The organism is Bacteroides sp. RTP21281st1_H5_RTP21281_210402 (genome assembly GCF_040918965.1).
GTDB classification, from domain to species: domain Bacteria; phylum Bacteroidota; class Bacteroidia; order Bacteroidales; family Bacteroidaceae; genus Bacteroides; species Bacteroides congonensis.
Genome location: NZ_JBCOWR010000027.1, coordinates 1 through 14701 on the forward strand (window position 1 = coordinate 1; position 14701 = coordinate 14701).

15 protein-coding genes and 3 pseudogenes are annotated in these 14701 nt (G+C 40.1%); 12 read left to right on the forward strand and 6 right to left on the reverse strand.

What is annotated here, in order from left to right:
* Positions 1 to 77 precede the first annotated feature (77 nt).
* From AB5443_RS23295 to AB5443_RS23330, 8 genes and pseudogenes are all read left to right on the forward strand, one after another.
* Entirely contained in the window at positions 78 to 884 is an 807-nt protein-coding gene (locus tag AB5443_RS23295; RefSeq protein ID WP_349815025.1) for a phage integrase SAM-like domain-containing protein, read from the forward strand.
* On the forward strand, positions 856 to 1134 hold the full coding sequence (locus AB5443_RS23300; RefSeq protein WP_349815027.1) for a hypothetical protein: 279 nt from the start codon (positions 856 to 858) through the stop codon (positions 1132 to 1134). The genes AB5443_RS23295 and AB5443_RS23300 overlap by 29 nt, the downstream gene beginning before the upstream one ends.
* Positions 1077 to 1304: a tyrosine-type recombinase/integrase gene (locus AB5443_RS23305; RefSeq protein WP_349815026.1), complete on the forward strand. Its 228-nt coding sequence runs from the start codon at positions 1077 to 1079 to the stop codon at positions 1302 to 1304. The genes AB5443_RS23300 and AB5443_RS23305 overlap by 58 nt, the downstream gene beginning before the upstream one ends.
* 4 nt (positions 1305 to 1308) lie before the next feature.
* Positions 1309 to 1500, forward strand: a pseudogene (locus AB5443_RS23310) (hypothetical protein); the annotation flags it as partial.
* A gap of 53 nt (positions 1501 to 1553) precedes the next feature.
* Positions 1554 to 1679 (forward strand): annotated as a pseudogene (locus AB5443_RS23315) (helicase); the annotation flags it as partial.
* 125 nt (positions 1680 to 1804) lie between these two features.
* Positions 1805 to 2374 (forward strand): hypothetical protein, encoded by a 570-nt coding sequence (locus tag AB5443_RS23320; protein ID WP_277135566.1) that lies wholly within the window; start codon positions 1805 to 1807, stop codon positions 2372 to 2374.
* A complete protein-coding gene (locus tag AB5443_RS23325; protein WP_277135565.1) occupies positions 2364 to 3656 on the forward strand; it encodes a hypothetical protein in 1293 nt (430 codons plus the stop codon). The genes AB5443_RS23320 and AB5443_RS23325 overlap by 11 nt, the downstream gene beginning before the upstream one ends.
* Before the next feature lie 132 nt (positions 3657 to 3788).
* Entirely contained in the window at positions 3789 to 4994 is a 1206-nt protein-coding gene (locus AB5443_RS23330) for a reverse transcriptase/maturase family protein (protein WP_277135563.1), read from the forward strand.
* A 379-nt stretch (positions 4995 to 5373) separates the two neighbouring features.
* Here AB5443_RS23330 and AB5443_RS23335 read toward each other — a convergent pair whose 3' ends face one another.
* Together AB5443_RS23335 and AB5443_RS23340 are read right to left on the reverse strand one after the other, a co-directional pair.
* Positions 5374 to 6273, reverse strand: a complete 900-nt coding sequence (locus AB5443_RS23335) for an AraC family transcriptional regulator (RefSeq protein ID WP_277135562.1) — start codon at positions 6271 to 6273, stop codon at positions 5374 to 5376.
* Positions 6274 to 6316: 43 nt separating this feature from the next.
* On the reverse strand, positions 6317 to 7219 hold the full coding sequence (locus AB5443_RS23340) for an AraC family transcriptional regulator (RefSeq protein WP_044654625.1): 903 nt from the start codon (positions 7217 to 7219) through the stop codon (positions 6317 to 6319).
* A 192-nt stretch (positions 7220 to 7411) separates the two neighbouring features.
* On the opposite strand from AB5443_RS23340, the gene AB5443_RS23345 reads away from it, so the two are divergent.
* Positions 7412 to 8434 carry an SDR family oxidoreductase gene (locus AB5443_RS23345; RefSeq protein WP_195407875.1) on the forward strand — a complete coding sequence of 341 codons (1023 nt, stop codon included), beginning with the start codon at positions 7412 to 7414 and terminating at the stop codon, positions 8432 to 8434.
* 48 nt (positions 8435 to 8482) lie between these two features.
* Here AB5443_RS23345 and AB5443_RS23350 read toward each other — a convergent pair whose 3' ends face one another.
* The 3 genes from AB5443_RS23350 to AB5443_RS23360 form a co-directional block, all read right to left on the reverse strand.
* Complete coding sequence (locus AB5443_RS23350) at positions 8483 to 9022, reverse strand: hypothetical protein (protein WP_022138013.1); 540 nt, start codon at positions 9020 to 9022, stop codon at positions 8483 to 8485.
* Between the two features lie 116 nt (positions 9023 to 9138).
* Positions 9139 to 9834 (reverse strand): response regulator transcription factor, encoded by a 696-nt coding sequence (locus AB5443_RS23355; RefSeq protein WP_022138014.1) that lies wholly within the window; start codon positions 9832 to 9834, stop codon positions 9139 to 9141.
* Between the two features lie 32 nt (positions 9835 to 9866).
* Positions 9867 to 11381 carry a sensor histidine kinase KdpD gene (locus tag AB5443_RS23360; RefSeq protein WP_277135560.1) on the reverse strand — a complete coding sequence of 505 codons (1515 nt, stop codon included), beginning with the start codon at positions 11379 to 11381 and terminating at the stop codon, positions 9867 to 9869.
* A 313-nt stretch (positions 11382 to 11694) separates the two neighbouring features.
* Here AB5443_RS23360 and AB5443_RS23365 point away from each other — a divergent pair, with 313 nt between their 5' ends.
* Entirely contained in the window at positions 11695 to 12744 is a 1050-nt protein-coding gene (locus tag AB5443_RS23365) for a trans-acting enoyl reductase family protein (protein WP_277135559.1), read from the forward strand.
* On the opposite strand, the pseudogene AB5443_RS23370 reads toward AB5443_RS23365, so the two are convergent.
* Positions 12712 to 13278 (reverse strand): annotated as a pseudogene (locus tag AB5443_RS23370) (type 1 glutamine amidotransferase domain-containing protein); the annotation flags it as partial. The gene AB5443_RS23365 and the pseudogene AB5443_RS23370 overlap by 33 nt on opposite strands.
* Positions 13279 to 13583: 305 nt before the next feature.
* On the opposite strand from AB5443_RS23370, the gene AB5443_RS23375 reads away from it, so the two are divergent.
* Both AB5443_RS23375 and AB5443_RS23380 read left to right on the forward strand, forming a co-directional pair.
* Positions 13584 to 14120 (forward strand): flavodoxin, encoded by a 537-nt coding sequence (locus AB5443_RS23375; protein WP_277135558.1) that lies wholly within the window; start codon positions 13584 to 13586, stop codon positions 14118 to 14120.
* A gap of 6 nt (positions 14121 to 14126) precedes the next feature.
* Positions 14127 to 14687 carry a flavin reductase family protein gene (locus AB5443_RS23380; protein ID WP_005820162.1) on the forward strand — a complete coding sequence of 187 codons (561 nt, stop codon included), beginning with the start codon at positions 14127 to 14129 and terminating at the stop codon, positions 14685 to 14687.
* Positions 14688 to 14701: the final 14 nt, after the last annotated feature.

Sequence of the window (14701 nt, forward strand, 5' to 3'; positions counted from 1 at the left end):
TTGATTTATAACTAAATAATAAAATATAAACAAGGCATATTTAAAAATAAAAAAGCACGGAATTTGACGAAGAACCTATGGCAAGAAGTACATTCAAAGTGCTGTTTTACGTGAACGGCAGTAAGGAGAAAAACGGTATTGTCCCCATCATGGGACGAGTGACAATCAACGGAACGGTGGCGCAGTTCAGTTGTAAGAAGACCATCCCGAAAACGCTTTGGGATGCGAAAGGCAACCGAGCCAAAGGCAAGGGCATGGAGGACACACGGGACATCAACCATGCCTTAGACAACATCAAGGCGCAAATCATCAAGCATTACCAGTGCATATCAGACCGTGAGGCATACGTTACAGCTGAAATGGTGCGCAATGCCTATCAAGGGATTAGAAGCGAGTATGAAACCCTGCTGAAAGTGTTTGACAAGGAGAACGAGACATTCAAGAAGCGTGTGGGTAAAGACAGGGCTATGACTACCTATCGGGCACGTGTGCGAGCGAGAAACCATGTAGCCGCCTTTATCAAGTCGTTCTACAAGCGCAGTAACATGTCCATGTTGGAGCTTACATCTGACTTCATCAAGGAGCTTGCCGCATATCTCTCAACGGAAGCAGGATTGCAGAATGATTCGATATGGGCAAACTGCATGTGGCTGAAAGGTGTGGTCATGAAAGCGCATTATAATGGACTAATACCACGCAACCCTTTCGCCCAGTTCTACATCAGCCCCAATGTAAAGGAACGGGAATATCTCACGGAAGAAGAATTAAAAGCGGTAATGACACACAAGTTTGCAGATAGTACTCGCATATATCCGCGATATCTTCGTTTTTGCCAGTTTTACCGCCCTCTCATTCGTGGACATTCAGGAACTGACCAACGATGATATCGTGGAGGTGAACGGTGAGAAGTGGATATTATCCAAACGGCACAAGACAAAAGTACCGTTCCAAGTGAAACTGCTGGATATTCCGTTGCAGATTATCGAACGTTACAAACCGCAACAGGAAAACAACCTTGTGTTTCCCAATCTCAACTATTGGTCAGTATGCAAACCGCTGAAAAAGATGATAAAGGAATGTGGTATACCAAGTCAATATCATTTCATTGCTCAAGACATGGGTTCGCAACGCTAGCTTTGAGTAAAGGAATACCAATTGAGAGCGTAAGTCGTGTTTTGGGGCATACGAATATAGTCACGACCCCACTCTATGCAAAGATTACCATACAGAAGATAGATGACGACCTTACTAAATTCGGAAACAAGCTCAACCAACCATCGTCTAATAACATATCAATGAGATAAACTTATGGAAAGGAACATCATCACGCTGAACGGACAGGGTAACATCGCCCTACCGACCGATACAGGCGCAACCGCCATGACCGAGTGGGAACTCTGCGAGCTGTTCGGGGGTATCGTCCTGACAATCCGAGCAGGGATAAAGACTCTCTGCAAAAATGGAGTTTTGAGGGAGCATGAGATAAAGCGTACCATCCGATATTTGATTATACTTTTGTTGCTGACATTTTTTCAAACTTAAATCATTGAAATATGAAAGCAAACAAAGTAAAAGACAGCCACCGACCGCCAACGGACCGCGGCATGGCAAGGGAAAAGTTCATCCGTATCAGCACAACGCTCTACAAGATTGTGGAGCAACCGAGACAGAATAGGGGGGATGCAACTGCAAATCAAAATAAAGTCCGTGATAGTTGAATGTGATATCACGGACTTTTTGTACTTTTGTAATCTGATTGGGACAACTTAGTCTTTTATAAAAAACTCTTAGCAAAAGATATATTATGAATAAACGGTTTCTCTTATTAACGATTGTAATATTGATGACCATTAATTTGAACATCAATGCGCAACAAGACTTACAGAAACTTATAAATGAATTCAAATCATCTATAGAGTTACCCGAATACTACAAGGGAAAACAACTAATGAGTAGAACTCCATATGAAGTGCGAAATATGCATATTGAAAATGGTATTTTAACTTTTCAATATACATTTGGAAATCAGTCGTATACAAGTTGTTATTCTGTTGAAGTAGATTTGAAAAAGGTAAAAATAGAAAAAGGAACGGGATATAATTACAATACTTGGTTTGCAAGCCCAGGAAATATTGTTGTTCGCAAAACAGGTAATGAGTCAGAAAATATATTAGTGGACTGGTTTACTTTTGTCTGTAAATCAGAGGGTATGAGAGAGCGCGTATATAATGAATTGGCATCTATGCAAGCTCCTTTTACGCCCCAAACAAAGACGAATTCAAAGCAAAAAAAATCACTAAACAACCCACTAAAAAAAGACTCGCAAACTCGTTCAGTTTCAAAAAAATCAAAATCCGGAAAATATGTACAGTAAAATTCTCTATACACTCTTGATGATGTTGTTGATTTGTTGTTCGTCATGCAACAATGGCAATACTGCGTCAAAACACCCCAAGTCCAAAATTGGATTTACAACTGACACATTGTCAATTGATAATATATCTAATAAAAATATCTCCATATCTGTACAAAATGAAAATGTCATGTCGTTTAATGGAGGTAAAGAGAATTCTATTTCTCTATCGTTGCTTGATGCTATAAGAAAATGCAAAGATAGGAATGAAACCGCTCTACAAGCTTTAAAGAATAATAATGTGTTGCAAATTAAAGTCGTTGTTGAAAACGAAATAGATACAGCCTACAATTATAATATTTCACCATACTATGAAGATGTTATATTTTCAATTTCAGGTCAATGTGCCCCATTAGTATCTAAATTTTCCAACCCTACGCAAACTGTTGATATTAAAAAGTGGCTATTTAGGAAGAAAGAACATTTGGATAATGCAAACATACATTTGTTACGTGGGTTAGTTAATCAATTGTCCAAAAATAATACAATAGAATATGTAACAAATTCAACTATCCCAGTTATTCATAGTTTCTCTGGTTTGAAGTACAAAGTCAATTCTTCTATTGTGGCAGATTATTATGTGTTGTACGCTTGTTCTTCCACAAAAGAAATTGATGAATTTACAGAAGATGTCATATCTAATGATTTTGACTTGTGCTCAAAAGTTCTTGGAGGTGGTATGGATTGTTATCGGAAATCTAATAGCAATGGATATAAATGTATATGTTTGGTGGCCATAAACAATGATTGGAGTTACAAGATACAACCGTTAGGTCTTGTAGCAATAGATAATTTGGCACCTAATGAAGGTGAGAATGTTAATGACCAAAGTACAATCTCTTTTGGAAACGAAATACGAATAAAAATGCCACCAACAAAACCTATTATATACGGACAATGTAATGTTTATGTTGCGGATTGGGATGGTAATGGACTTGAATGCAATGTAAGTTTACATATATCATATAGCGGTGATGTTCAAAAGGTTATTGTATCCAGAGAAGGGAAACTTGCGAAATGGTTGTCAACTAAAAGATTTATATTTGACTTAACAAAAGAAAAAAATCCATTACAAGCTACAGTAAATATGCACTTAGAAGATGGCGATAATTTTATCCCTGTGACAATTGTAGATAATCATGGAAATGAAAAGAAAGAAAAATTAAAGATACGAGCTCGTTTTGTACGAACAGATACACACGATATTAACATAGATAATAACATTACAATCGATAATTATTGATGTAATATGATAATTGAACATTAAGACCTTAAGAGTTGGGATAACGGCATTATTCTATGGAAATATGTGTCGTTATCTTAATTTTTATATTTACTCAAAACATATTCGCTTTACTTTTAAACTCCAATAATTATGAAGTGGCATAAATTCTTATATGATGCATGGAACAGTTTTTTCGAGAAGAAAAAGAATAATGATGAAGATTTTATGCCATACCTTAATTCTTTTGCAGAGACCTATAAAACAAGATTAGCAGTTATAGAACGACATCTTCAACGGAAAGATTATAATTTTAGTAAATGGAAAGCAACTCTGATTCCGAAAAAGGATGGAGATAATAGACCACTTATCATTCCAAATACCATTAGTGATAAACTCGTATTAAAAGCTATGAGCGACTATCTGTCTGATTCTTTATTTTATGTATTTAACAGTGTTAGCTCTGTTAGTTATGCTTATCAAAAAGGGAAAAGTACCAGAGATGCTCTAATTCAATTAAAGAGGATGCATAATCCCAAAAACATCTTATTAAAAATAGATATTAAGCATTTTTTCGATGAAATTGATAAGAGAATTCTTATTCAGTTGTTAGACCAACATCCAATAGATGATTATGTTAAGGATTTGATTTGCAAAAGTATTAACCCTGTTATTGACTATTCAAGTCTTAAAAAAAGTGACATTGATAAATTTCCTAAAGGGGGAATACCTCAAGGAAATCCAATTTCAGCGGTATTAAGCAATTTGTATCTTTATGAATTAGATAAGTTAGCTATATCTAATGATTGGAAGATGGTTAGGTATGCAGATGATATAATATTCTCTGTATCTAACATTGAGGAAGCTCAACTTATATTGTCTCAAGTTGAGAAATACTTATTGGATAATCGAAAATTAGTCATACATCCTTTAAAAAATTCCTCTGATGCAAAAACCGCTATTTTTCTAAATCCAAAGAAAAATAACATGAAATATTTGGGCGTAATTTTTGATGGTCAAAATTTATTCCCGACAAAAGAATGTTGTGAACATCTAATAGGGAGAATTAAAACCATACTCAAATGTACATCAACTTCCGAAGAAAAAGAAACGGCTATAAAAAAAACTATTGCCCAATGGTGCGGTTATTATGCATTTACTGACATTCCCAATGGCCAAATCAAATGGATGAATAATACAATTAATTATCAAATAAACAAATACAAATTGAATATACCTAAGGTTAATATAGCTGATGTAGTTTTGAAGACAAGAAAACGTCAAAATAGCAGAATAACTAAACTGTTCCATCCGATAAAATTTGGCGAAGAGTATGGCTGGTTGAATATTTATGGCTAAAAAAGTCTATTTAAGGATTTCAAAATCGTTTTTATTTTGTACTTTCGTGCGTATAAGAGTTACTTGAAAAGCAGTTCAAGGTAAAGCGCAGAAATAGGCACGGTTGCCAATTCATTACCTCAAAAACGGGTCTTTGTATAAGGCACTAAGAAAAGTCTTCCAGAATTACTGAAAATTAGCGGATTTCTCACTATTGGGCATAAAAAAAGGAGCAACGCCTTGCTCCAACCTTTGTTAACCTTAAATCTAATACTATGAAAAACACATTGCGAAGGTACGTACTTTTGTGATATCTGCAAATAATCCAAGAAAAAAAGTATGTTTCATAACATAGATTAAGAATTTGAACTTCCAATTCTATTCTTATTAAACACTTTTTTTAATTAGGCATCCTAAAATCATTCGGTGAACACCCGGTAATCTTCTTGAATAGCCTGCTGAAATATTGCGGATTCTGAAACCCAAGCTCCTGTGTTATCTGACTAAGTGGCTTATCGGTATTTGTCAGCCACTCTTTCGCTTTCTCGAAGCGTTTGAACTGGACATACTCTTTAAATGATTTCCCTGTTTCATATTTCAATAAATCATTGAAATATTCAGAAGATAAATGAAGGAGTCCGGCATATGTCTCATTCGAAAGTATATCGAAAGTCTGGGCAGGCTTCGTTTCAAAATGACTATCGAGGATTTTATCGAACCGTTCGATAATCTGTTTATTCACTTCGTTGCGTGTAATAAACTGGCGTTCGTAGAAGCGTACGCAATAATCGAGCAATAACTCGATATATTGGGAGATAATCTTCTTGCTGTGACGGTCGATGCAACGTTCCAGTTCCTGATTTATCTTATCCATAAATTCCAGAATTACCAGTTTCTCGCGTAAGGAGACGTGCAGTGCTTCCTTGAGGTGATAAGAGAAAAGAGTATAGTCCTTTATATTCATCCCGAGGGGAGTACCGCAAATAAGATCGGGATGGAATGCCAATATCCATCCTTTGGAAGGAAGTCTTTTATTATTTGCTTCTATACTGATTGACTCTCCGGGAGCAAGGCAGACAAGAGTACCATCCGAAAAATCATAATACCGATGACCGTATGTATATGCTTCGCACTTGCACTCACTCAACAGAATTGTATAAAATCCAAACTTGATATCAGTGTGTGGTGACAAGTCAGCCTTTGAGAGGTCGATGACACTCACCATCGGGTGCAGTGTCTTACTTCCCAAACAACAGTTACATTGATGTACGGTTCCTATTTTGAGTATTTTATCTCCCATGACGTAAACTATCTCCTATATCTGCTACCCTAAAAACGATGTTTTAGTTATTTTGTTTATATTCGTTTGGTGTGCATCCAACGTGTTTTTTAAACAACCGGCTGAAGTGCTGCGGATACTGGAATCCCAATTCATAAGCTACCTGGCTGACGGTCTGGTTTCCTTCCAGTATCCGTTCCTTGGCAAGCTCTATAATCCGGCACTGGATATATTCTTGCGCAGTTTTTCCTGTCTCCTTTTTAATCAGGTCGCCGAAATAATTCGGAGAGAGACAAGCTTTGTCGGCAAAGTATTTCACAGAAGGCAGCCCTTCTGTCAGCGCATGCTGATTCAGGAAATATTCATCCAGCAGTTGCTCGAATTTCACGATTATATCTTTATTCTCCTGATTACGTGTGATGAACTGGCGTTCGTAGAAACGCATACAGTAATCAAGCAATAACTCGATGTTACGGACGATAAGCTGCTTGCTATGCTTGTCGATAGGATGCTCCAGTTCCAGTTTTATCTTATGGATACAGTCGGTTACGATTTCTTTTTCCTGATCGGAGAGATGAAGTGCTTCGTTCACCTCATAAGAGAAAAAAGTATAGTTTTTAATCGTCTGCCCCAATGACGTTCCCCGGATTAAATCAGGATGGAATAAAATGCCGATAGAATTTGTCCGTGGAGTTGTCGTATTTCGTTTGTCCACTCCGGTGACCTGTCCGGGAGCCATGCAGACCACTGTCCCTTCCTGATAATCGTAATACTTGCGTCCATATCTGAGGTCACCGCAGTTCGCTTCCTTTAGAAATAAACAATAGAACCCGATATTCATGCGGATATATTCGACCGTCCTTGTGGACTTTGCGAATTCAACCACATTAACTAACGGGTGCAACGTTTCCAGACCAAACAGTTGGTCGTACTGGTCAATAGTCTCAATTTTAGTTATTTCATCCATAGTGCCTTGTTATTTATCTTCTGCCACAAAGATAAAACATTTCGATATATCTTTCTCATTCTGATATTCAAATCAGTAATAAGGGTATAAGAATCTGTAATTTGTATACTACAGCAAATTAATACCAACGATTGGCGGAAATGAACCATAGAATTGATATATTTGTTCCACAGAATTTAAAGACCTATTTTTATGAAAGCATTATTCATTGGTGGAACAGGTACAATCAGTACCGATGTCGTTGCATTGGCACAACAAAGAGGGTGGGAGATTACCCTTCTCAACCGCGGTTCGAAAAAGATGCCGGAAGGAATCCGCGGCATCCTTGCAGATATAAACGATGAAGACGCTGTGGCAAAAGCCATCGCAAATGAAAGTTACGACGTAGTTGCCCAATTCATAGCCTACACGGCAGAAGATGTGAAGCGTGACATTCGTCTGTTTCATAATAAGACCAGGCAATATATCTTTATCAGCAGTGCTTCCGCCTATCAGAAACCATTGGCTGATTACCGCATAACAGAGAGCACCCCTTTGTCAAATCCCTATTGGCAATATTCGCGAAATAAGATAGAAGCGGAAGAAGTACTGATGGCAGCTTATCGGTCGGATGGATTCCCGGTAACCATTGTCCGCCCCAGTCACACCTATAATGGCACGAAACCGCCTGTCAGCGTACATGGAAACAAAGGCAACTGGCAGATTTTAAAACGTATTCTCGACGGAAAACCTGTGATTATCCCCGGTGACGGGACATCTCTGTGGACATTGACACACTCCAAGGACTTTGCCGAAGGATATGTAGGACTGATGTCAAATCCCCATGCCATAGGGAATGCCTTTCATATCACTACCGATGAAAGCATGACCTGGAATCAGATTTACCAAACGATTGCCGATGCTTTAGGAAAACCTTTGAATGCATTACACGTTCCTTCCGATTTCCTTGCCAGTCATGGAGAAAATTATGATTTCAGAGGTGAACTGCTGGGAGACAAAGCAGCTACCGTTGTCTTTGATAATTCGAAGATAAAACGTCTCGTGCCTGATTTTATTTGCCATATTTCCATGGCGGACGGTCTGAGACAATCTGTACACTATATGCTTACCCATCCTGAATCTCAAACACCCGATCCGGAATTTGATTCATGGTGTGACCGTATAGCCGGTTCGATGAGGGCTGCGGACGAAGCTTTTCTAAGGGACTCCCGTTAATTTTTTCCAGTAACCGATTCCCTTAGGATTGTCGATTCCTTTTGGGTTTTAGTAGGGGACATTGCGCCCCTGCTGCACTTCAATCCGTATGCCGAAATTACCATTGGCGGATTTTAGCTCGAATGCACCCCGGAAATTATTTTTTTCCCAAGGCATAGCGCTCCGGTTGGGTATTCTCCAACCGTCTTTATCATAATCTCCATACGTATTGATTCTCATTCCATTTTTCAGCTTGAAAGAGCCCATCTGCATAAATTGCGGAGAAGAAGACAATCCCCAACCATATCCATATCCGAAACCGGAAAAAGAAGAGGAAGAAAAAGCATCCGTAAATCCCTGCGTATAGGTAGCATCCGTATTGAAACGGAATATCTGATTGTAGTCTTTACTCAAATCAGGCATACTCAAATCAAACTTAGGCAGTTGGGGAGCAGTGACATTCATCAATCCCATATCCAGTAAGAAACCGCCGAACTCTTTTACATTGGCTGATGGGGCACGACGAATACTATCGGAAGGAATTTCCGACTGTGCGGATGCAAAACCGACTGATAATGCCAGCGAAAGAAATAGAATCAGTTTTTTCATCTTCGTAAAGGTTGATTTACGACAAAGATAGAAATTTTCAGCCTGACTACCCACCTTCGTTATATTTTCTTAGAGAAAAACTCCTTAAAACATGCTGACATTATTTATATGCCAGTTTAAGTAGCAATCAATTTATATCCGATTCCCCGTACATTTACGATGCGAATCTGTTCGTCTGACGAGAGCTTATGACGTAATTTCGTGATAAACACATGCAGGCTCCGGGAATTGAAGAAGCTGTCATCTCCCCAAAGTTCGAGCAATACATCCTGCGTGTTAACTACCTGGTTACGATTCTCACACAACCGTTTCAAAATCTCCGATTCACGATGAGAGAGTTCCTGTTTCACTCCGGCATGCAGCAATGTCTGTGCTATGGGATCGAACAGATAACTCCCAATCTCGAAACGGTTGGAAGTTTTATTTTCAGAGAAAAGGAATGCTTTCCCCATAAGCGCCTTGATACGGATAATCAACTCCTGCATGCTGAAAGGCTTCTTCAGATAATCATTGGCACCGAGCTCAAAGCCTTCCACCACATCATTGATGCCCGAACGGGCAGTCAGGAACAGGACAGGGGTCTGCTTGTCCGTCTGACGAATCCTACGCACCATTTCGAAACCATCCATTTTGGGCATCATAACATCTGCCACCAATACATCCGGCCGGAGTTCGAAGAAAAGACGCAGCCCTTCCTCTCCATCGGCGGCTGTATGGATAATGAATCCACTATCTTCAAGCGTATCTTTGATAATCATGGCGAGAGTCAGCTCGTCTTCTACCAGCAGTACTGTTATTTCATTTTTGCTCATGACCCAAGTGTTTTATAGAGTTCAAGTGTATTTTATAGAGTGATGGTAAATATACTTCCTTTTCCCGGTTCGCTTTTTACGGTAATCGTTCCGCCGTGTTTCTCCACTATGCTTTTCACATAGAAAAGTCCCAGTCCATACCCTTTCACATTGTGAAGATTGCCTGTCGGAACCCGGTAAAACTTATCGAATATATGCTTCTGTTTATCCAAAGGAATCCCGATTCCCCGGTCGGCGATACTGATTGTAACCGTCTGCTCCGTCTGTCGGCAACGAATGGTAATATCGGCTCTCTCTTTCGAATACTTCACGGCATTGTCTATCAGGTTACTGATAATATTACTGAAATGTGTCCGGTCTACTACGATAGTCAGTGTCTCCGGTTCAATCTCCAAAGTTATTTGCATCGGCTTGTCCGCCTTCAGTTGGTGCTGTTCCACCAATGAAACGATCAACTCTTTCAGATTGACCTCTTCGGGATGCAGGCGAAAAGTCTTGCGGCGTTCCATACTCATAGATAAAATCTGTTCTACCAAACTACTCAAACGTTGCAACTGTTCCTGGCAGATACGCAGATATTGATCTCGTTTCGTCTTTTCTTCCGCCTGATTAAAATTGAGTAACGCATCGTTCGCCGCGTAAGCCACCGCAATCGGCGTTTTCAGTTCATGCGTGATATTATTGGTAAAATCACTTTTTATTTCTTCCAATGTCTTTTGCCGGAGTAGCGTCCGGATAAGAAACCAAAAGGAGAATCCTAAAATAAGTAGAATAATGAAAGAAGTAGCCAGAATTCCCGTCATATGTTTCCATACCAGTGAATCGACAGGTTCAAAGACAAGCTGGTAACGCTGGCTGCGACTCATGTTAAAGTCGTAATCGTAACGAACCGCCTGTGGAGTAGGGATGTAACTGCTGTCTCCCGCCATACCGACAGTATCAATATACATAATGGTGGAATCCGCATTCCTTCCGGTATGAATCAATAAAGTATGATGCGGAATTTCAAGTTCATGTTCCTTCAGCACATTGTTCAGCAGACTGTCATATCGTTGCAGGTTAATGTCGATATACGTATCTACTCCCGCATGGATACCTTGCTGAATACTAAGCAGCAGTTCCTTCAAAGAATCCTGCTTCTTCAATAAAACGTCCAGTCCGCTTTCACTGGACGCAACTGCCCGTGCTTCGTTACTTCCCGTATCCGTCCTTACAGTGTCAGCTATTGTCTCCGTCCGTGAATGTAGCGTATCCTTATAAGTACTGTCCGTATAAGAAATCGTCTGACTTGTCACTAATGAATTACCGTCCGCGCCATATCCGGCAGACACCGTCACCGAGCCATGCTCCACATTATCCTTCTGAAGTTCATTCACCCGGAGCACTATCTCGTTGAAGTCACTCGTACGCATGGCATCCCTGATGGTATTTTCCATATCCTGCTTCATAGTCCGGTAAAGCCCTGTCAACCAATAAGCCTGATAGACAAAGATACCCGCTAACGAGCAAATGACTAGAATAACGATATGTTTCAATGGTAATTTCATACCCGCAAAGATAAGAGGAAACAATTATATCCCTTCTCTTTGATAAGACTAAATAACACAGAAATGTGAAATTAACAGTCTGTTGCACAGATACCTATAAACATTGAAAAAAAGTAGGTAACGAGTAAGAATACTAGAGGCTATTTTATATCTCAATATTGTTGTGGAAGAAGTCAAAACTAGACCACTATGTTATTATGGGTTGACCGGGTTTGTCCGTATATGTAGAGAGTTTCCAATGTAGCTGTCGTGTAAAATGCAAAAACCTAATGGGTACCAAAAGTGTTATTAACTCATTATTGATATGCATATTATGAATGAAAGTAAACTAATTATATACGGTGCTTATGGGTATTCCGGAGAGTTAATGGTGCGCGAAGCCATCAAGCAAGGGATTAAACCGGTGGTTGCAGGACGTATTGCCGAAAAATTGCTGCCCATAGCCAACGAACTTGGTTTGGAATATAGGGTATTCAGCGTGAAGGATGCCGCAGGGTATTTGCAGGACGTAACCGTTTTGCTGAACTGTGCAGGACCGTTTTCTGCTACGGCAGAAGCTTTGGCAAAGGCATGTCTCTCACAAAAGGTACATTATTTGGATATTACCGGCGAGATAGATGTTTTTAGAAAATGCTATGCGCTGGACGATGAAGCCAAAAGCCGTAACGTAATCGTGATGCCGGGTGTGGGAACCGACATCGTACCGACCGACTGCCTGGCAGCCATGCTGAAAGAGAGGCTGCCTGCTGCCACCCGTATCGACCTTGCTTTTTCTTTTGGTACAAGCCCGAGCATCGGCACCGTGAAAACTTCCATCGAAAGTGTTGGAAAAGGAGGATTAATCAGGGAAGGCGGTCGGCTCAAGACTGTGCCCAATGCATATCGGATGAAGAAGATTCCTTTCCAGAATCAACCGCAATGGGCGGTAACTATTCCCTGGGGCGACGTCTTCACATCGGGAATATCTACCGGAGTACCTGACGGAATGGTTTATATGGCGATGACCAAACTGAGCATTTATATGTTGCGTCTGTCCAATCCGTTTAAAGGGATTATGAACACCCGTTTTGGGCAGGACTTGGGCAAGAGTTTGGTAAGCAAATTCATAAAGAAAGGTCCCGACGAACAAGCAAGAGAAACGCAGCGGGGGCAATTCTGGGGAGAAGCGGAAGCGCCCGGCGGCGACAAAGTGGAAATGACCATGTCAACTCCGAACGTCTATTCGCTGACTGTCGAGGTAGGTATCCGAATTGCCGGGTACTGTTTAGGCAACCACGGGAAAAGCGGATATTACACCCCCTCCATGTTATTAGGGAGCCATTTCATCGATTCAATTCCGGGTATTGATATAAGAGTGCTCTAATTGTTGCAGAATGACTTTCGCTATTTCTTTCGAACTGAAGGGGTTCTGACCGGTAATCAGGTTACCGTCCACCAAGACTTTAGATGTCATCGGTATAAAGGCTTTCCGGTAATCGGCACCCCTCTTTTTCAGTGTCTCTTCAAGATTAAATGGCACTTCCTTTTCCCGCCTTGCCAAAATTTCTTCGAACCAGCTATATCCGATTAATTCTTTTTCTCTCACCAGATACTCTCCGTCGGAGAGTCTGACGTTCAGCAATCCACATACACCATGACAAATGGCTGCCACCATCTTGTCGCTTTCATAATGGGATTTAATGATGGATTGCAAGACTGCGTTGTCCGGGAAGTCGTACATCGTGCCATGCCCACCCGCAAGATAAATGCAATCGAACATCTTTCCCGATATTGCATCCAAGCTTTGGGTATGTTGCAACATGCGTCTGAATGCCGGATCGTCCCAATACTTCCTGGATATTTGGTCTAATAGCAGTGGTTTTAAACTCTCGGGGTCAATAGGCACATTACCACCTTTAACATGAAAGGCTGAGAAATTAATAAGCCAGCATTACTCTACCCAAGCAGTGTTATGTACAAACTGTAGTGGCGTATAGGAACGGATGGATCGTCGATTCGGTCATACATTACTCAAATCGGTTGTATTCTGTCTTATTGGAATCGAAAGTTCAATAGTAAATCCTGATTGAAACTTAAGGTTGTCCTTCGTTTTTTCTTTTATCAGTGATTTTGGTTAGATAATCAGTGATTTATATACCTTTATGATAGATATTATTCTGTAATTTTGTACCATGATAATAGAAATTAAAACTATAAAGGGCAATGAAGATTAAAAGTATGATTATGGTAGTGATCATGATGTTATGTATCACTATAAATGCACAGGAACAGAGTAATAAGACATTGGTGGCTTATTTCTCGGCAACAGGAACGACGGAGAAAGCAGCAAAGTTGATTGTAGAAGTTACAGGTGGTACGCTCTACGAGATACAACCTGAAAAGGAATATGTCACTGCTGATTTGGATTGGCATGACAAGTCTTCACGTAGCAGTGTGGAGATGTCAAATGCTAAATCACGCCCTGCATTAAAATCTAAACCGGAGAATCTTGCAGATTACGATATCATTTATATCGGTTTCCCTATTTGGTGGAATTCAGCTCCGAGAATCATCAATACTTTTATTGAAAGCGATGATTTTGCAGGCAAGACGATTATTCCGTTTGCAACATCGGGTAGCAGCAGTATTTCTAATGCTGGAAAAGAGCTACAGGAAACCTATCCTGGTCTGAAATGGCAGAAAGGCCGACTTTTGAATGACGCGACAAAAGAAGATATTAAGAAATGGACTAAAAAATAAATTATTATGAGAAAGAATTTTGGGGCAAAGCCCTTTACTTATCCGCAGCCGGTGTTTATTATCGCTGCTTATGATGAAAATGGTACTCCCAATGCTATGAATGCGGCTTGGGGTGGTATCAGCGAGATGCATGAAATTAGTATTTGTATTAGTGAGGGACATAAGACGACTGCAAATATACTGAAGCGTAAGGCTTTTACCGTGAGTATGGCAGAGGTCGGACAAGTTGTTGCCTGTGATTACGTGGGTATTGTTTCCGGTAATAAGGTATCGGATAAATTTGCTCGTGCAGGTTTCCATGCTACTCGTTCGGAGTTTGTAGATGCACCGTTGATCGACGAATTATCTGTAGTGCTGGAATGTAAGTTGAAGGATTATAATCCTGAAACCTGTATTTTGCGTGGGGAAATAATAAATGTGAGTGTAGATGAACGTGTTCTTGACGAAAACGGAAAAGTGGATGTATCCAAAGTGTCTCCTATTATATTCGATCCGTTCAATAACGATTACCTGGAAGTGGGTAAGAAGGTAGGTAACGCCTTTTCGGATGGGAAGAGATTGAAATAAGGAGTAGCATTATA